General features: G+C 62.1%; 13 protein-coding genes and 1 tRNA gene. All 14 read right to left on the bottom strand.

Annotation, left to right across the window (positions count from 1 at the left end; all coding sequences use genetic code 11):
* Positions 1 to 3 precede the first annotated feature (3 nt).
* Positions 4 to 2217: an AGE family epimerase/isomerase gene (locus J5Y06_RS09330; protein ID WP_209335115.1), complete on the bottom strand. Its 2214-nt coding sequence runs from the start codon at positions 2215 to 2217 to the stop codon at positions 4 to 6.
* 103 nt (positions 2218 to 2320) lie between these two features.
* Positions 2321 to 3787 carry a phosphomannomutase/phosphoglucomutase gene (locus J5Y06_RS09325; RefSeq protein ID WP_245247759.1) on the bottom strand — a complete coding sequence of 489 codons (1467 nt, stop codon included), beginning with the start codon at positions 3785 to 3787 and terminating at the stop codon, positions 2321 to 2323.
* A 229-nt stretch (positions 3788 to 4016) separates the two neighbouring features.
* Positions 4017 to 5042 (bottom strand): sulfate/molybdate ABC transporter ATP-binding protein, encoded by a 1026-nt coding sequence (locus tag J5Y06_RS09320; RefSeq protein ID WP_209334854.1) that lies wholly within the window; start codon positions 5040 to 5042, stop codon positions 4017 to 4019.
* Positions 5039 to 5932: a sulfate ABC transporter permease subunit CysW gene (cysW, locus tag J5Y06_RS09315; protein WP_209334853.1), complete on the bottom strand. Its 894-nt coding sequence runs from the start codon at positions 5930 to 5932 to the stop codon at positions 5039 to 5041. The genes J5Y06_RS09320 and cysW overlap by 4 nt, the downstream gene beginning before the upstream one ends.
* Before the next feature lies 1 nt (position 5933).
* Positions 5934 to 6755: a sulfate ABC transporter permease subunit CysT gene (gene cysT / locus J5Y06_RS09310; protein ID WP_245247712.1), complete on the bottom strand. Its 822-nt coding sequence runs from the start codon at positions 6753 to 6755 to the stop codon at positions 5934 to 5936.
* 79 nt (positions 6756 to 6834) lie between these two features.
* Positions 6835 to 7818 carry a thiosulfate ABC transporter substrate-binding protein CysP gene (gene cysP, locus J5Y06_RS09305; protein ID WP_209334852.1) on the bottom strand — a complete coding sequence of 328 codons (984 nt, stop codon included), beginning with the start codon at positions 7816 to 7818 and terminating at the stop codon, positions 6835 to 6837.
* A 153-nt stretch (positions 7819 to 7971) separates the two neighbouring features.
* Entirely contained in the window at positions 7972 to 8166 is a 195-nt protein-coding gene (locus tag J5Y06_RS09300; RefSeq protein WP_209334851.1) for a hypothetical protein, read from the bottom strand.
* A 106-nt stretch (positions 8167 to 8272) separates the two neighbouring features.
* On the bottom strand, positions 8273 to 9499 hold the full coding sequence (locus J5Y06_RS09295) for a L,D-transpeptidase family protein (protein WP_342453398.1): 1227 nt from the start codon (positions 9497 to 9499) through the stop codon (positions 8273 to 8275).
* A 302-nt stretch (positions 9500 to 9801) separates the two neighbouring features.
* Positions 9802 to 9878: transfer RNA gene (locus J5Y06_RS09290), tRNA-Pro, on the bottom strand.
* Between the two features lie 82 nt (positions 9879 to 9960).
* Positions 9961 to 10983: an NAD-dependent epimerase gene (locus J5Y06_RS09285; protein ID WP_209334850.1), complete on the bottom strand. Its 1023-nt coding sequence runs from the start codon at positions 10981 to 10983 to the stop codon at positions 9961 to 9963.
* 83 nt (positions 10984 to 11066) lie between these two features.
* A complete protein-coding gene (locus J5Y06_RS09280; RefSeq protein WP_209334849.1) occupies positions 11067 to 12062 on the bottom strand; it encodes a flagellin N-terminal helical domain-containing protein in 996 nt (331 codons plus the stop codon).
* Positions 12063 to 12244: 182 nt separating this feature from the next.
* On the bottom strand, positions 12245 to 14227 hold the full coding sequence (gene glgX, locus J5Y06_RS09275) for a glycogen debranching protein GlgX (protein WP_209335112.1): 1983 nt from the start codon (positions 14225 to 14227) through the stop codon (positions 12245 to 12247).
* On the bottom strand, positions 14224 to 15849 hold the full coding sequence (locus tag J5Y06_RS09270) for an alpha-D-glucose phosphate-specific phosphoglucomutase (protein WP_209334848.1): 1626 nt from the start codon (positions 15847 to 15849) through the stop codon (positions 14224 to 14226). The genes glgX and J5Y06_RS09270 overlap by 4 nt, the downstream gene beginning before the upstream one ends.
* Positions 15846 to 17297, bottom strand: a complete 1452-nt coding sequence (glgA, locus tag J5Y06_RS09265; protein WP_209334847.1) for a glycogen synthase GlgA — start codon at positions 17295 to 17297, stop codon at positions 15846 to 15848. Before glgA ends, J5Y06_RS09270 begins: the two co-directional genes overlap by 4 nt.
* Between the last annotated feature and the right edge of the window lie 4 nt (positions 17298 to 17301).

Below are 17301 nucleotides of genomic sequence, written 5' to 3'. Positions count from 1 at the left end.
CACCTATTCCACCCGGTCGAGATACTGCGTCAGTGCACTGACGAGGTGGTAGAAGATGCTGGCCGGCACTTCGGTGGCCGACGCCCTGCCCTTTTCGTCGATCTGGTCGATCCACATGCCGGTCGGCGCGGGGTCGATATGCCAGCGGAACAAGCGGCCGACGCGCTGCTCGATTTCCGGCTTGAGATCCGGGCCGCCCGTGGCGTCCAGCGCAATCGCCGCCTTGATCGCTTCGGACTGCGGCCAGGAGCGCGACATGCGGTCGAGCGGCAGGCCCGCCCGCGATACCGCACCATAAGCGAGGCCGGTCGCCCGGTTGAGCCCGTTCGCCACGGCTGACGCGTAAAGCTTGCGACCGAAGGGGATCAGGTCCTTTTGGCCGCTCGCCTTCGCGAAATCCACCAGGAGCGAGGCCCATTCGAAATGGTGGCCGGGCTCGGTCCATTGACCCTGTTCGCCGACCGCACGGCTCCAATCGTCTTCGAAATATTCGCCGAGCGTCCAGGTGTCGGCATCGAAGAAGCTGGAGCGGAACAGGTCGACGATGCGAGCGGCTCGGCGAAGGTAAGCGCGCTTGCCCGTGACCTGGTGCCAGGCGAGGAACGCCTCCAGGAGGTGCATATGCGGGTTGGAGCGGCGTAGCCCCTTGCCTTCCGAGGTCTCCAGAAATCCGGTGAGCCGGTGATCCTCGAGATGCTCGTCCAGGAAGTCGAAGGTGGCATCTCCCAGCCGCATCGCGTCCTTGTTTCCGGCGGCATGGGCATGGGCGAGCGCCAGAAGCACGCAGGAATGATCGTAGGCATCCTCGGTCGGGTCGGCCACGGCGCCATCCACCGTAAGCGTCCGAACGAAGCCGCCACGCACCGTGCGGGCTTTCAGCGCAAGATGTTCGATGCCATGCGCAATCAGCTTGTCGGCATCACCTGTCCAGCCCTGCTGCTTGGCCATGGCAAAGGCATAGATCTGGCGCGCTTGAGTGCGCACCCGCTTGTTCTTCAGAACCGGCCGTCCGTCGAAGGTCAGCGCTTCATGAAAACCGCCATGAACGCGGTCGACGCCGTTTTCGCACCAGAGCGGCAGTGTTTCCTCGAACAACCAGTGCCGCACGCGCTTGCGCCAGGCGCCGCTTTCCACGATGCGATCCTCCGTGGGCGTGAAGCGGGTTTCGAGACGGCCGCTTTTTTCCAGCTGCTCGACGATCTTCTTGACGTGCTGCGAGTGCGTCACCGGCGCAACGAAGGTCGCGTCCAGCGTGGACACCACGGCCACGTCCTTCATGCCGATTGCGGTCAGCAAGCGGCCGTGGGAGCGGAAATAAGCGTTCTCGCAATCGATGGCGATGACGTCGCCGAGCTTCACATTGCCCTTCTCGTCGGCTTGCGACACTTCCAGCAGCGATTGCCAGGAGCCAAGATCCGACCACTTGAACCGCGCCGGCACCATGGTGATGTCTGCCGCTCGTTCCATCACGGCGTAGTCGATCGAGTCCGACGGTACGTCGGCATAAAGGTCGGCCGGCAGGAACACGCCGTTGACCTCTTCTGTGGCGGCCTTCAGCGATGCTTCGGCGCGGGCCCAGATTTCCGGCGCATGCGCCGCGAAAGCATCGCGCATGGCGCTCGCCCGGAACAGGAAGATGCCTGCGTTCCAATAAAATGAGCCGTCGGCGAGATAGCGCTCGGCGGTTTCGAGGTCCGGCTTCTCCACGAAACGCGCAACCTTGCGCGGCTCGTCCACATTGCTGTCCGGGGCGCCCGGCGCTTCAATATAGCCATAGCCGGTTTCCGGCTGCGTCGGCTTGACGCCGAACACAACCAGGCTGCCGGCCTTCGCCGCGGGCACGCCGCTTTCCACGGTTGCCCAGAAATCGGCTTCGGTGGAAATCTCGTGGTCGGACGGCAGGATCAGCGCCAGGGCATCGTCGTGGCGTTCCAGAACCCGCAGCGCGGCAACAGCCACCGCGGCCGCCGTGTTGCGGCCCATCGGCTCGAAGATCGCCGCGCCGCCAGCCAAGTCGATCGGCGCCAGATCGTTGCGCACGCGCTCCGCATGGCGCTCGGATGCAATCAGGTAAACCGGAGTTTCGCCGGTTTGCCGCGCCTTCAAGCGCTTCACTGTCTTCAACAGCATGGAGCCGCCGCCGGACAGGTCGTGGAATTGCTTCGGGTTGTCTTCGCGTGACAGCGGCCACAGGCGCGAACCAACGCCGCCGCTCATCACGAAGCCTACAATGCGCTCAGATGCCACGTTCGTTTCCATTCCCAAAGGAAATGCTGGATTAGCATCCATTGCCGTTTGTCTCCACGAATAACCGGATCGGTCAAAAGGTCTGGTTGTAGGCACCAACTTCAGGGTTCTTGCGCAACACGGCGTCCACGGCCTCGAACATCGCGCGGCGGCGCTCCGACGACACCGGACTTTCGATCACCACCACCAGTTCCGGCTTGTTGGATGAGGCGCGCACCAGCCCCCAGGTGCCATCTTCGGCCGTGACCCGGATGCCGTTCACCGTCACTAGATCCACGATCTGCTGACCAGCAATTGCTTCCTTGCGGTCGCGCATGTCGGTGAAGTCGGCAGTGACCCGTTCCACCACGCCGTATTTCTTGTCGTCGTCGCAATGCGGCGACATGGTCGGCGTGCCGTAGGTCACCGGCAAGGCGCGGTAAAGATCAGCCATGGACTGGTCGGTATTGCGGTCGAGCATCTCGCAAACGGCAATCGCGGTGATCAGGCCGTCGTCATAGCCGCGCCCGATCGGCGGATTGAAGAAGAAGTGGCCCGACTTTTCGAAGCCTGCGATGGCGTTCAGTTCCTTGACCCGGCGCTTGATGTAGGAATGGCCGGTTTTCCAGTAGTCGGTTCTGGCACCCTTCGCCTTCAGGTCTTCGTCGGTCATGAACAGTCCGGTGGACTTCACATCAACCACGAACTGCGCATCGCCGTGCTGGCCAGCGATATCACGGGCAAGCATGACGCCGACCTTGTCAGCAAAGATCTCGTTGCCCTCGTTGTCGACGACACCGCAGCGGTCGCCGTCGCCATCGAAACCAAGACCGACGTTGGCGCCGACTTCAAGAACTTTGTCGCGGATGGCATGGAGCATCTCCATGTCCTCCGGGTTTGGGTTATAGCGTGGGAAGGAGAAATCGAGCTCGGTATCGAGTGGCACCACCTCGCAGCCCAGCCGTTCCAGCACTTCCGGGGCGAATGCGCCGGCTGTTCCATTGCCGCATGCAGCGACGACCTTGAGCTTGCGCTTGATCCGCTTGTTGGCAACAAGGTCGTCGACATAGGTCTGCCTGAAGTTCTCGACGAACTGGTAGGAGCCGCCTCCGACAAGGTCGAAGTCGCCGTCCAGCACGATCTGCTTCAGCGCGCTCATCTCATCCGGCCCGAAGGTCAGCGGCCGCTCGCAGCCCATCTTCACGCCGGTCCAGCCGTTTTCGTTGTGCGACGCCGTGACCATCGCAACCGAAGGCAGATCAAGCGCGAATTGCGCGAAATAGGCCATTGGCGACAGCGCCAAGCCGATGTCGTGCACCTGGGCGCCGGCGGCCATCAACCCTTGCGTCAGCGCGATCTTGATGCCCATAGAATAAGAGCGGAAGTCGTGTCCGACCACGATGCCGGGGGCCACGCCCTTGCGGCGGATCAAGGTGCCCAGCCCCATGCCGAGCGCCTGCACGCCCATGAGGTTCAGTTCGGGCGCCTTGTTGCTCGCAGGATGACCGAACCACCAGCGCGCATCATATTCGCGAAAGCCGGTGGCCTTCACGAGCGGCATGGTTTCAAAAGCGAAGGTGTTGGGCGAAACGTCGTCGGTTGGCTTGAAGAACACGGAAGGGCTTTCGATCGCTGCTGCAATTGCTGCGTCGTTATGCCGAAAAGCGACCCGCGTTGCCATGACAAAAACCCCCTGCCAGCGTCCTGACGGGTAATGTCATACGGATCGGCAACGGCGTCCTTAACTTCGATCGAGTTTCCTGCACACTGCGGAAAGGTTTCCGCAATATTCAGCGGGGCGCCGCAAAGACGCTGGCGCGGCGGATATGAAGAAAGCCGGCGTCACCGCGCGCAACATCCGTTTCGGGCGAAACGTCAAGTTCCACGGCGTCTCCGTTGGCCAGCCGCGCCAGGACGCGACGGCTATCCGGCCGATCGATGACGCGGGTCACGGTCGCTGCCATGCCTTCGCCACTCCGCGACCAGTCGAGGTCACCCGGCCGGACATAAATTTCCGCTGCACCATCCGCCAATCCCGGCGCCGCGATCGCCTGGCCGTCGATCTCCGCCCGCCCCCCGGCCACTCTGCCGAACAGCCTGTTCGTGTCGCCGAGGAAGCGCGTCACGAAGGCGGAGTTCGGCCGGCGCGTGACGTCCTGCGGTGAACCTTCCTGAACGATCACGCCGTCGTTCAGGATCACCACGCGATCGGCGAGATCAAGCGCTTCTTCCTGGTCATGCGTCACAAACAGCGTGGTGATGCCTAGCTGTTCCTGGATCTCGCGCAACCATAGGCGCAGATCGCGGCGAACCGCAGCATCCAGGGCGCCGAACGGCTCGTCGAGCAGGAGCACTTTGGGATCGACCGCCAGCGCTCTCGCCAAAGCAACGCGCTGCCGCTGACCGCCCGAGATCTGGGTGGGAAACCGGTCGGCAAGCCCTTCGAGCTGCACGAGCTGCAACAGCTCCGAGACCCGCGTGGCGATCGCTGTCTTGGAGCGCTTCACCTTCGAGACCTTCATGCCAAAGGCGATGTTTTCCGCAACAGTCATATGCGGAAACAGTGCGTAGTGCTGGAACACGAAGCCCACGCCCCGGTCGCGCACAGAGATCGCAGTGGCGTCTTCGGCGTCGAAATAGATCGCGCCGCCATCGGCATATTCCAGGCCGGCGATCATGCGCAGGATCGTCGTCTTTCCAGAGCCCGAAGGGCCAAGCAGCGCAACCAGTTCCCCGCTGGCGACCTCCAGAGACACTCCGCGGACCGCGCGAAACGTGTCGAAGGTCTTCACCACATTGTCGAGGCGGATCTTCATGGACGTTGTCCTTCAGCAAGTAAGACCGGTGCTGCCACGCTGACGCGGCTGCGGCGCCCCGCGCCCTGCCGCTCAAGCAAAACCTTGGCAACGATGGTCACCAGCGCCAGAACGGTCAGGATGGACGCGGCCGCAAAGGCCCCGGCGGTCTGGTAATCGTGGTAGAGCAGCTCGATATGGAGCGGCAGCGTGTTGGTTTGGCCGCGGATGTTGCCGGAAACCACGGAAACGGCGCCGAACTCGCCCATCACGCGGGCATTGCACAGCACCACGCCATAAAGCAGCGCCCAGCGGATGTTGGGCAACGTCACCGACCAAAAGGTGCGCCAGCCCGATGCACCCAGCGACGTCGCGGCTTCCTCCAGATCCCTGCCCTGCGCCTGCATCAGGGGGATCAGCTCGCGCGCCACAAACGGCGCCGTCACGAACATGGAGGCGAGCACAATGCCCGGAAGTGCGAAGAGGATCTGGATGTTCGCGTCGGCCAAGGCGGGCCCGAACACTCCTTGCAGGCCATACACGAACAGATAAGCGACACCGGCCACCACGGGCGAGATCGAAAACGGGATCTCGATGATCACGATCAGCAAGCGCTTGCCGGGGAAGTCGAACTTGGTCACCGCCCAGGCGGCTGCCAACCCAAAGGCTGTGTTCACCGGCACGGCGATCAGGGCGACGATCACGGTGAGCATGATCGCGTGCCGGGTGTCGGGTTCAGCGATCGTGGCAGCAAAGGCGCCCACTCCCAGCGAGAACGCTTGGGCGAAGATAACGATCAAAGGTGCCAGCACGAGCACGGCCCCAACGAGGAGGACCAGGGTGATCAAGGTGCGGCGCACCAAGGGGGTGTCGCCGACGCGGGAGGGTTTCCCGGAAGGGCTTGCGCTCATCTCAGGACCTTTGCGTGTAGCGCAAGGCGCGCGCCTGCAGGAAATTGGTGACGGCAAGCATCACGAAGGCAGTGATCAGCAGTACCGAGGCAATCGCCGCAGCGGCCTGATAGTCATATTCTTCGAGGCGGATGAAGGCGAGCAAGGCAGTGATTTCCGTCGACATCGGCTGGTTGCCTGCAATGAAGATGATCGCGCCGAACTCACCCAGGCTGCGGGCAAACGACAGCGAAACACCCGCCATCAACGCGGGGGCGAGCAATGGAAGCATCACCTGACGAAAGATGGTCCAGTCTGAACCGCCGAGCGACTGACCCGCTTCTTCTAGCGCCGGGTCGAGGTCTTCCAGCACCGGCTGCACCGTGCGCACGATGAAGGGAAGGCTGGTGAACGCCATCGCCACCACAATGCCGAGCGGCGTGTAAGCCACCGGAATGCCGATTGAGGCCAGCGGGGAACCGAGCCAGCCATTGGCCGCAAACAGGGTCGTCAGCGCGATACCCGCAACCGCCGTGGGCAAAGCGAAAGGCAGATCTACAATGGCATCCACCAGCCGCTTGCCGGGAAATTGGTAGCGTACCAGCACCCAGGCCAAGGCCATGCCGAAAACGAGGTTGAACGCCGTTGCTATCGCCGCTGACCCCGCCGTGACACGGTAACTCGCCACCGCGCGTTCCGAAGAAACAATGCGCCAGTAGTCCTCCAGCCCAAGCGTGCCCGCCTTGTAGATCAGGGCGCCCAGCGGAAGCGCCACGATGAAGCCGACATAAAGAAGCGTGATCCCGAGCGCCAATGGCAGACCCGGCAGGACACGGCGTTTCAAGTGGAGCAATCCTTTTCGTTCACAAAGAGAGGCCGGCATGCGCCTGCGCATACCGGCCTTCCGGTCTCAAGTCAGGCAGTTAGCGTTGACCGTAGATCTCGTCCAGCAGCGCCCCGGACGCGAAGTGCTCTTCCTGGATCTTGTCCCAGCCGCCGAACACGTCTTCTACCCGCACCAGGCGAACTTCCGGGAACTGGCTTTCGAACTCTGCCGCGACCGCTTCATTGTTCACCCGGTTGCCATGCTCGGCAATGATGCGTTGGCCTTCTTCCGAATACAGGAAGTCGAGATAGGATTTGGCGAATTCGCGCGAGCCACGCTTGTCGACGACCCGGTCGACGATTGCCACCGGAAATTCGGCAAGGATGCTCATGGCCGGTACAACAACATCATACTTATCTTCGCCAAATTCCTTGGCGATGCCGCGCGTTTCGGCCTCAAAGGTGATCAGCACGTCACCGATCTGACGCTCCACGAAGGTGGTTGTGGCGGCACGGCCGCCTGTGTCGAACACCGGAACATTGTCGAACAGCTTGCCGACGAATTCCTTCACCTGCTCGGGGTCATTATTGAACTTCTCTTTGGCGTAAGCGGTCGCGGCAAGATAAGTGTAGCGCGCGTTGCCGGATGTCTTCGGGTTCGGGAACACGACCTTCACATCGTCCCGGACCAGATCACCCCAGTCCTTGATGTTCTTCGGGTTGCCTTCACGCACAAGAAAGGCTGGCAGCGAGTAGTATGGCGAAGCGTTGTTGGCGAATTCGCTCTGCCAATCTTCCGATACCGCCCCGCCCTTCACGAGGGCATTCACGTCCGTAACCTGGTTATAGGTCACCACGTCGGCATCAAGCCCTTCCAGAATCGCGCGCGCCTGCTTGGACGAACCAGCGTGGGATTGGTCGATGGTCTTGCCCGGGTTTGCCGAGACATAGGCCTCGTTCACCTTTGCAAAAAGCTCGCGAGCGATGTCATAAGACGAGTTGAGGATCTTGTCGGGCGCTTGCGCGAAGGCCGAGCTGGAAAGGAGCGTCGCAAACGCCGCGCCGAGAATGAAGAGCCGCATGAAAACTATCCTGGTCTTGATCACTGCCAGGACATTACCGGTTCCGTTGCCACAATGAGAGGCAGGGCTGCGCGCGGCGCAACGCGCAGCAGAAAAGAGCGTCTAAAGGAGGGGAACGGACGAGAAAAATGTTCCCCTCGCTAGACCGCGCTTTCAGCCGACCGGGTAAAGATCCTTTGCACGGATCCGGTCGCGGATCTTTTCCTCGATCTTCACCAGCGGCTTCTCGGAAAAACGCGGCGCAAGGGCCGCTGCGCATTCCTTGACCGGAATGAGCAACTGACCGTGGGCTGCCGCGTCGTCGACGTAGTGGTTGATTTCAGACAAAAGTTCCGGGCTCGTTGTCATTCCAGTTCCTCCCTTGAACGACTGAACCAGTATGCCGCAGTTTTGGCGCGACACAACAGGTCTTCACCTGGCTAAGCGTTTCGGCTGAATCACACGCGCCGGGGCCTCACTCTTCGAGGAACTCCACGCTGGTTTCCTCCGGCTTCACGAGGTCTGCCAGTCGGCCGGCATCCCAGTTTGTCAGCCGGACGCAGCCATGGCTTGCGCTTTTGTCGATCATGGCCGGCTCAGGCGTGCCGTGGATGCCATAGGTCGGCTTGGATAGGTCGATCCAGACGTTGCCCACGGGGCCGTTCGGGCCCGGAGCGATCTCGAGCTTTTCCTTGTTGTCGCCCTGCTGGAAGTTTTCTTCGGGATTATAGGTGTAGGTCGGGTCCTCCACCGCCGCGAGCACTTTCATCGTTCCGGATGGAGAGGGGGTGTCTTCCGAGCCAATGGTGGCCGGTGCAACGAAGACCGGCTTGTCGCCGTCTCCGAAAGCGCGCAACTCGCCCTTCTCCTTGTCGATTTCGATGCGCGTGACTTGCTTTTCCGGAACCCCGCCGGGCGCCACAACGGCGATCTCCGTGCCGGCGGCGGTAAAATCAGTGTTCGGGTTCAGCAGCTTGAGGAGATCCTGGTCCATGTGGAAGCGCTCGGCGAGCATCTCCGTCACATCGTGGTACCCGATCCAGTCGAGCTCGGCGAGCTTCGCGTAATCATCAGGAACTTCATCGACATAGCGGCCGTTGATGTCGTCCTCGGTCAGCTTGTAGGTTTGAACCGGGCTCGCCTCATCTTGCGAAAGGCTGCTCCAAAGCTCGGCCGTGATCTCGCCGGTGACGTCCATGTCCTTGATACGCTGGTAGGCCTCGATCGCCTTGCGCGTATTTTCACCCATCAGCCCGTCGATCACACCCGGCGAGGTATAGGCACGGTCAAGAAGCACCTGCACCCGCACCAGGAAGGGATCGGGACCCTCAGCCGATTCACTGCTGGCTTCCTCGGCTTCTTCCTTGATGGACGGATCTGCTTGCACCTGCGCGGCCGCCTCATCGGGAACATCTGTGGACGCTTCAGGTGTTTCCACGACGGTGTCGGATTGACCTGGAACAGAAACCGTTGCGCTGTCGCCCTCCTCCGAGCTCGATTGGGATCCTTCTGCGGCTTCCACTTCGCCGGATCGCTGGTCGACCTCGAGCACCGCCTTGCCGGCCTCCCGTTGTTTCCAGCGCTCGAAAGTAGCGGCTTCGATCGCCTCCGCGTCGAACGCCTGAGCCCGAGCCATATTGCCAACCAGGAGCGACGCTCCCACCATCAGCGCAGCCATCTGCAGCTTTGTTGCAATGCCCACTTCGATCCCTCTCCTCTTGTTCTCGTGATCCCCAACGCGCGCAGTGGCGGTTTTGCTCCCATGCAACCCACCACGCGCTTGCTTTGCCCGCCTCGAGCTTAAGAGGGACGCAGGATGCGCAAGGGCGGATCTTCCATGGAACAGCCAGTCGAGAAGAATTGGCGGAGCAACTCGCCGCCAAGGAGGGTGCATCGAATAGATGACGAAAGGCCCTCAGCGCAGATCAGTGACGGGGATTCTTTGCAGGATGGGCATCGCGCCTGGCCAGGCAGGGCGTTGATGCCGCTGGGGCCCGATCTGGCTGGTCGGAGTGGCAGGATTCGAACCTGCGACCCCCTCGTCCCGAACGAGGTGCGCTACCAGGCTGCGCTACACTCCGCGACCAGACGCGGGCTTATAGCTTTGCCCCCAAACATGTGCAAGCGCCGCACCGGCCAATTTGTGGCGGCGGAGGATGTCGGTCAAACGGCGTAGAAGGCTCGGTACCAATCGACAAAGCGGCGGACACCTTCGCGCACGGACACCTTCGGGCGATAGCCCAGGCGGGTCTCGAGCTCCGACACATCTGCGAAGGTTTCCAGGACGTCGCCGGGTTGTGCATCCACGGGAACAGTCACAGCCTTGCGGCCAAGCGCGTCTTCGATCGCTGCCAGAAAGTCGATCAACTGCACCGAGTCGTTGTTGCCGATGTTGAAGATGCGAAACGGCGCATCGCTGCTCGCAGGATCGGGCACGCTCGGCAACCAGTTTGCATCGGGCGTTGCGATGTCGTCGCTCGCCCGCACCACGCCTTCCACGATATCGTCGATATAGGTGAAGTCGCGCGCGTGATTGCCACGGTTGAACAAGCGGATCGGCGTGCCTTCCATGATGCTCCTGGTGAAGATCATGGGCGCCATGTCCGGCCGGCCCCACGGGCCATAGACCGTAAAAAAGCGCAGCCCCGTCACCGGCAGGCGGTAAAGGTGGCTGTAGGCATGAGCCATCAGTTCGCCGGCGCGCTTGGTTGCGGCGTAAAACTGCAGCGGATGGTCGACATGGTGATGCTCAGAAAAGGGCATCGTCGTGTTGGCGCCGTAAACGCTGCTGCTTGAAGCAAAGGTGAGATGCGCCACCTGGGCGTGGCGGCAGGCTTCCAGCACGTTGGTGAAGCCAGTGACGTTGCTTTCAACGTAGGCCAGCGGGTTTTCGCTGGAATAGCGAACGCCCGCCTGTGCTGCCAGATGGATCACCCGATCAGGACGCGCAGCGTCGAAGCAGGCGTGGAACGCTGCTCCGTCGGCAATGTTGGCATGAACGAAGGTGAAGTCTGCGCCGAGGCGCTCCGCGAGCTTGCGGCTTTCTGCCAGGCGCGCCTCTTTCAAGGCGACGTCGTAGTAGGCATTGAGCGAATCAACACCAACCACCGCATCACCGCGCGCGAGCAGCCGTTGAACCACATGAAAGCCGATAAAGCCGGCGCTTCCGGTGACGAGGACGCGCATGTTTCTCCTGTCGGTGCGGTCGGTCGCGCCACGCGTCAGGATGGTGGCGGCGCAGGCTGCGCCGCCCGTTTAGCCGCTGCCGCTTACGAGCGGAAGAGGGACAGAACGCCCTGAGCGCTGGAGTTGGCGATCGACAGAGCCTGGATGCCCAGCTGCTGCTGGACCTGCAACGCCTGCAACCGCGTCGACTCCTGGTTCATGTCGGCATCCACCAGATTTCCGATGCCGCGTTCAATCGTGTCCATCAGGTTCTTGACGAAATCCTTTTGGAGGTCGACGCGCTTTTTTGCGGCGCCAAGATCTGACGCTGCATTGGTCATGCGCGTGATCGTATCATCTACGCCTATAATGAAGCTGTCGATCTTGGCGATGTCGAACGCGCTGTTGGTCAGCGCACCAATGTCAAGGGTCGTCACAGTGAAAGCGCCGGTCCCGGGTGTGGACTGATCCGCCTCCCTTACGCCGCCGATCGTTGGCGGCGTACCGGTCACTGCTCCCGTATAATGCGCGTCCAGTATTCCGATGCCACCGGTGGCGGTGTTTACTGCGGCGTCGAAGAGAACAACGCTCGACAGGTCGATGTCGATGGTGCCGACCGAAACGCTGGAAGCCGAACGGGTGAAGGACGACACGATTTCCTTGGTTGCGCTGTAGTTGCCGTCGTCCGACTTCACGGCCAGCCAGTTTTCTCCCGAGAACGATGCGGCCGCAGCGTTGCTTTTGAGCTGTTCCTGGAGAGTTGAGATTTCAGCCTGGATCTTGGCCTTGTCGACGCCGCCTTCCCGCGCCGCCACCAGCTTCTTCTTGATTTCGTCCACGACTTCGATGGCCGAGTTCATGCCAGTGTAGGCGGTATCGACCTTGGCTGCGCCGAGGCCCAAGGCATCCTGAACGGTGGACAACGCCTTGTTGTCGGACCGCATCGTGGTTGCGATCGACCAGTAGGCAGCGTTATCTGCGGCGCTTGCTACGCGGTAACCTGTCGAAATCCGGCTTTGCGTGCTTTCCAGCGCCTTGTTCGTTGCCTGCAGAGACTGCAGCGCCGTCATTGCAGACGCATTGGTCATGATGCTGGTCATCGATCGATCCCCTCCATCGCGCGACCCTGTCGCCTGCGATGCTTGTCATCCGGTGGGAAGGTGTACACCAACCCTTATAGCTAAGAGACAATGAACGGGTTTGGTTAACATTCAGTAAGCGAGGTTAATCTCCCGTCCGTGAGTTTTGGGTCTGCGACACGAAACCTGCTCACGAGGAAGCTTCAAGGGCGATCTTCGTTCAGCAACTCGCCTACCGGTTCCTCGATCGCGAATACGACGCTACGCGGCGGGGATTCCACCAGATGATCCTCGCGGCACTCACCGTCCAGTGTTCGCCACCGCACACCACTCACTTCGGGAAGGCGGAACAGGCTCGCCCTGTGGCCGCCATTCACAAGCACGGCGAGCCGCTCTCCTTCGCAAGTCAGCACCATCGCAAGCTTGCGGCTGTCCGGCTCTTCCCATTCAAGCGCGCTCAGGGCTTCGCCCGTGGGAGACAGCCATTGAACATCCTTGGACGTCAGCAGGCGCGCATGCCCGAGCACCGGGTGCCTTTTCCGCAACTGCGACAGCGCACTGGCATGACCCAGCAGGTCAGCATCGGCGCTTTCCCAGTCCAGCCAGGTCGTGTCGTTGTCTTGGGCGTAGGCGTTGTTGTTGCCCTTCTGCGTCCGGCCGAACTCGTCTCCAGCCGTCAGCATGATCGTGCCCACGGAGGCAAACAGCGTGCCCAGCATCGCTTTGAGATCAGCCCGCCGGGCTCGGAGAACGGCCGCGTTTCCGCTTGGTCCCTCCACGCCATGGTTCCATGACAGGTTCTCGTTGTGGCCGTCGCGGTTGTCTTCGCCGTTGGCCGCGTTGTGCTTTTCGCAGTAAGCGGTGACATCGGCGAGCGCCATGCCATCGTGTGAGGCGAGGAAGTTTATGCTGCGCGTCTCATCCTCGCCGCTTCGCCCGAAAATGTCGGAAGACCCAGCGAGACGCGTTGCCAGGGCGCCCAGCCCCCCATCGCCACGCCAGAAGCGGCGCACATCGTCACGGTAGCGGTCGTTCCACTCGAGAAAGGGTGCCCGGAAGTTGCCCAGCTGATACCCTCCGGCGCCGATGTCCCAGGGCTCGGCGATCAGGGTGCGGCTGCCCACAACGGGGTCGCTGCGTAAGCTTTGGAGCAAAGCAGATTTGGCGGAAAAGCCATTCTTGTCGCGACCCAAAATGGGGGCGAGGTCGAACCGGAATCCCTCAATGCCGGATTGAAGAACAAAATGCCGAAGCGCATCCAGGATCAGGTGCTGCGCTGCCGGATGGTCGCAAGCGAGCGTGTTGCCGGTGCCCGTGTCGTTCACCAGCGTTCCATCCGGGGCGTGGCGGAAATAGCTTCGGGCATCCAGTCCCCGCAAGGACAGGGTCGGCCCCCACTGATCGCTTTCACCGGTGTGGTTGAACACGACATCAAGGATCGTGCCGATCCCCGCGCGCTTCAACGCCGCCACCGCATCGCGCAACTCGGATTGGCCACCGGGAGCGAGGCGCGGATCAAGTGCAAGATAGTTGACGGGATTATAGCCCCAGGCGTTACGCAGCCCGAGTGTCGGGAGGTGCCGCTCATCGATCCAGGCCGTGATCGGCATGAGTTCCACCGCAGACACGCCAAGCTTCTGGAGGTATTCGATTACTACGGGCTCGGCCAGCGCTGCGATCGTACCCTGCTTATCTTTCGCAACGCCGGGATGGCGCATGGTAAAGGCGCGGACGTTCAACTCGTAGATCAGGCCGCCGGGCTGAAAGAGCGGCGGCTGCGCGGGCAAAGCGGCCGGCAGCCGTGTCACCACGCATTTGGGCATCAGCGGCGCCGTGTCGATGGCAGCCTCCCGCGGCGCTCCGAGCCGCGGATCATAGGTGAAGGGGCGGTCAAGCGTTAGCGCATAAGGATCCGTCAGAAGCTTGTTCGGATCAAACCACAAGCCACGGTCCGGCTCGTAAGCGCCTTCTGCGCGAAATCCATAGCGGGCGCCCTCGCTCACACCCGGCAGGTGCAAGGCAAACACCTCGTGGGCGCCACGCGAGAGTTCATGGCGTGCCGTTTCGCGCTCGCCGGTTGCGTCGAACAGCGAAACCCAGATCCGCTCGGCCGCGCTCGACCACACAGCGAAGTGAGTTCCGGAGGCGTCCGGCTTGGCGCCGAGTTGTGCGTGCCGCGTGCTCAGGTGATTACGCTCGGCTTGTCACGACCGGTTTTGGCCCGGATGCCGGCGATCTCATCCGCCGCTGCGATGAGATCGGCCAAGGCCTCGCCCGTGGCGACGTCATGCTTCGCGGCATCAGGCTCGAAGCGCTCGATATACACGCGCAGCGTCGCGCCGGAGGTGCCGGTTCCCGACAAGCGGTAAACGATGCGCGATCCTCCTTCGAACAGGATCCGGATGCCCTGATTGGCGCTGGTGGAGCCATCCACCGGGTCGAGGTAGGAAAAGTCGTCGGCCGTGGTGATCACCAGCCCCTTAGATGATGTTCCTGCCAAGCGGTCGAGCTTTTCCCGGAGTTCCGTGATCAGGCTGTTGGCAGCGTCGCTTGCAACGTCTTCATAATCGTGGCGCGCGTAATAGTTGCGGCCAAACTCCTTCCAATGCCCTTCGGCGATCGCCTGCACGCTTTCGCCCCGCTTGGCGAGAATGTTCAGCCACAACAGAACGGCCCACAACCCGTCCTTTTCGCGCACGTGGTCGGAGCCGGTGCCGGCACTTTCTTCCCCGCAGATGGTGACCATGCCGGCATCAAGCAGGTTGCCAAAGAACTTCCAGCCGGTCGGCGTTTCGTAGAGTTCCACGCCGAGCTTTTCCGCCACCCGATCGGCAGCCCGGCTGGTGGGCATGGAGCGGGCGATCCCCTTCAGGCCGCTCGCATAGGCCGGCGCCAGATGCGCGTTGGCGGCAAGCATCGCGAGGGAGTCGGACGGTGTCACGAAGATGCCGCGGCCGATGATGAGGTTGCGGTCGCCATCGCCATCGGACGCCGCGCCGAAGTCCGGCGCTTCGGCCGACATCATCAGCTCGTAAAGTTCGCGGGCATGGACGAGGTTCGGATCGGGGTGATGGCCGCCGAAATCTTCCAGCGGCACGAAATTCCTCACGCTGCCTGCCGGCGCACCAAGGCGGCGCTCCAGGATCTCCTGGGCATAGGGCCCTGTCACCGCGTGCATGGCATCGAAGGTAAGGCTGAACCCGCCGGCGATCATCGCCTTGATCGCCCTGAAGTCAAACAGCTCTTCCATCAGCGCCGCATAGTCAGCCACGGGGTCGATCACCTCGACATCCATGCCGCCCACTTCGACGCGGCCGATCCTATCGAGATCGACGTCCGGCGTTTCGCAGATCTTGTAGCTGTCGATCACCCTGGTGCGGGCATAGATCGCTTCGGTCACCTTTTCCGGTGCCGGACCGCCATTGCCGATGTTGTACTTGATACCGAAGTCTTCGTTGGGGCCTCCAGGGTTGTGACTGGCGGAAAGGATCAGACCGCCAAACGCCCTGTTCTTGCGGATCACGTTGGACGCGGCGGGTGTCGACAGGATGCCGCCCTGCCCCACCAGTAGGCGACCGAAGCCGTTGGCCGCCGCCATCTTGATGGCCTTCTGGATCACCTCGCGGTTGTAGAAGCGCCCATCGCCGCCGATCACCAGGGTCTGCCCGGTAAAATCTTCCAGGCTGTCGAAGACGGACTGGATGAAGTTCTCGACATAGTTCGGCTGCTGGAACACGGGCACCTTCTTGCGCAGGCCCGACGTGCCCGGCTTCTGGTCCTCGAATGGCGTGGTGGATACGGTCTTCATCCGTGTGTTCCTCGAAGAAGCGAGCGATAAACATCGATGTAGCACTTGGCGCTGTGATCCCAAGACACGTCGGAGCGCATCGCCTGCACCTGCATCCCCTGCCAATCGGCTGGCTCGCGATGCACATGAAGCGCGCGACGCACCGCATTGATCAAGGGCTGGTGCGCCAGCGGCTGGAACTGAAAGCCGGTCGCGACACCTGCGGTCAGCGCCGCTTCGTTTGCATCGATGATCGTGTCGGCAAGGCCGCCGGTGCGGGTAACGATCGGCAAACAGCCGTAGCGCAGACCGTGCAGTTGCGTCAGTCCGCAAGGCTCGAAACGCGACGGCACGAGAATGGCGTCGGCGCCTGCCGTGATTTGGTGCGACAGCGCCTCGTCATACCCGGTGACCACGCCGATGCGTCCGGGATGCCGACCTGCGGCCGCATGGAAAGCTGCTTCGAAGGAAGGATCTCCGTTGCCCAGAAGCGCCAGCTTGGCACCCATGGACACGATCTCATCCAGGCAATCCACAAGGACGTCGATCCCCTTTTGCCAGGTCAACCGGCTGACCAGGCAAAGAAGAAGGCTGTCGTCCCGATGCAAGGCGAAGCGCTGTTCCACCGCGTGACGATTGCCGCGCCGCGCGCCGAGGTCGTCGGCCGAAAAATGCTGCGGCAGATGCCGGTCGGTGCGGGGATCCCATTGTTCAAGATCGATGCCGTTGACAATCCCGGTGAGTGCGTTGGACCGGCTGCTCAGCAACCCGTCGAGGCCCATCCCACCTTCGGGCGTGCAGATTTCCTGAGCGTAAGTGGGACTGACGGTGGTAATGGCCCATGCCGCCTTGAGACCTGCCTTCAAGAAGCCGACGCCGCCATAATATTCTACGCCATGGATCGACATGGCATCGTCCGGCAGCCCAAGCTCGCCGAAGATGTCTGCGCCAAACTGCCCCTGGAAGGCCAGGTTGTGGACGGTGATCACGCTCGCAACATCATTCGCGGCACCGTAGCGCATGTAGGCCAGTGTCAGCGCGGCCTGCCAGTCATGGACATGAACGAGGTCGGGCTTGTAGCCGGTGAGCATGCCGCCTGCGATATCCGCGCCAGCACGCGAAAAAGCTGCGAAACGGCGCCAGTTGTCTGGCCAGTCCACCGCACCGTTGCCATAGATGCCGCCTGGGCGATCAAACAGATGCGGGGCGTTCAGGATCAGCAGGTCGAGGCCTGCGACCTCCGCGCCGATCAGTTCAGCCCATCCGCCGTAGAAATCGTTCCAGGACCAGACCTGGTGGGTCGTGCCTGACGAATGGGCGCGGGCCATGACCTTCGGGAAGCCCGGCAGGAGCGTTGTGGTGTGGGCACCATGGCGCTCGAGGGCCAGCGGAAGCGCGCCTGCGACATCCGCCAGTCCACCGGTCTTGACGAGAGGAAAGGCCTCGGATGCAACTGCCAGAATGCGCATCAAG

It is taken from the genome of Tianweitania sediminis (genome assembly GCF_017813335.1).
GTDB lineage: Bacteria > Pseudomonadota > Alphaproteobacteria > Rhizobiales > Rhizobiaceae > Tianweitania > Tianweitania sediminis.
This window is presented reverse-complemented; position numbering and strand designations above follow the sequence as displayed.

Bases quoted from the DNA above. Each gene is read 5' to 3' on its own strand.
- J5Y06_RS09300 (WP_209334851.1), bottom strand. From the start codon at position 8,166: ATGACAACGAGCCCGGAACTTTTGTCTGAAATCAACCACTACGTCGAC.
- glgA (WP_209334847.1), bottom strand. From the start codon at position 17,297: ATGCGCATTCTGGCAGTTGCATCCGAGGCCTTTCCTCTCGTCAAGACC.
- J5Y06_RS09285 (WP_209334850.1), bottom strand. From the start codon at position 10,983: ATGCGCGTCCTCGTCACCGGAAGCGCCGGCTTTATCGGCTTTCATGTG.
- J5Y06_RS09330 (WP_209335115.1), bottom strand. From the start codon at position 2,217: ATGAGCGGCGGCGTTGGTTCGCGCCTGTGGCCGCTGTCACGCGAAGAC.
- J5Y06_RS09270 (WP_209334848.1), bottom strand. From the start codon at position 15,849: ATGAAGACCGTATCCACCACGCCATTCGAGGACCAGAAGCCGGGCACG.
- J5Y06_RS09280 (WP_209334849.1), bottom strand. From the start codon at position 12,062: ATGACCAGCATCATGACCAATGCGTCTGCAATGACGGCGCTGCAGTCT.
- cysW (WP_209334853.1), bottom strand. From the start codon at position 5,932: ATGAGCGCAAGCCCTTCCGGGAAACCCTCCCGCGTCGGCGACACCCCC.
- J5Y06_RS09325 (WP_245247759.1), bottom strand. From the start codon at position 3,787: ATGCCGCTCGTGAAGGCCACCGGCTTTCGCGAATATGATGCGCGCTGG.
- J5Y06_RS09320 (WP_209334854.1), bottom strand. From the start codon at position 5,042: ATGAAGATCCGCCTCGACAATGTGGTGAAGACCTTCGACACGTTTCGC.
- cysP (WP_209334852.1), bottom strand. From the start codon at position 7,818: ATGCGGCTCTTCATTCTCGGCGCGGCGTTTGCGACGCTCCTTTCCAGC.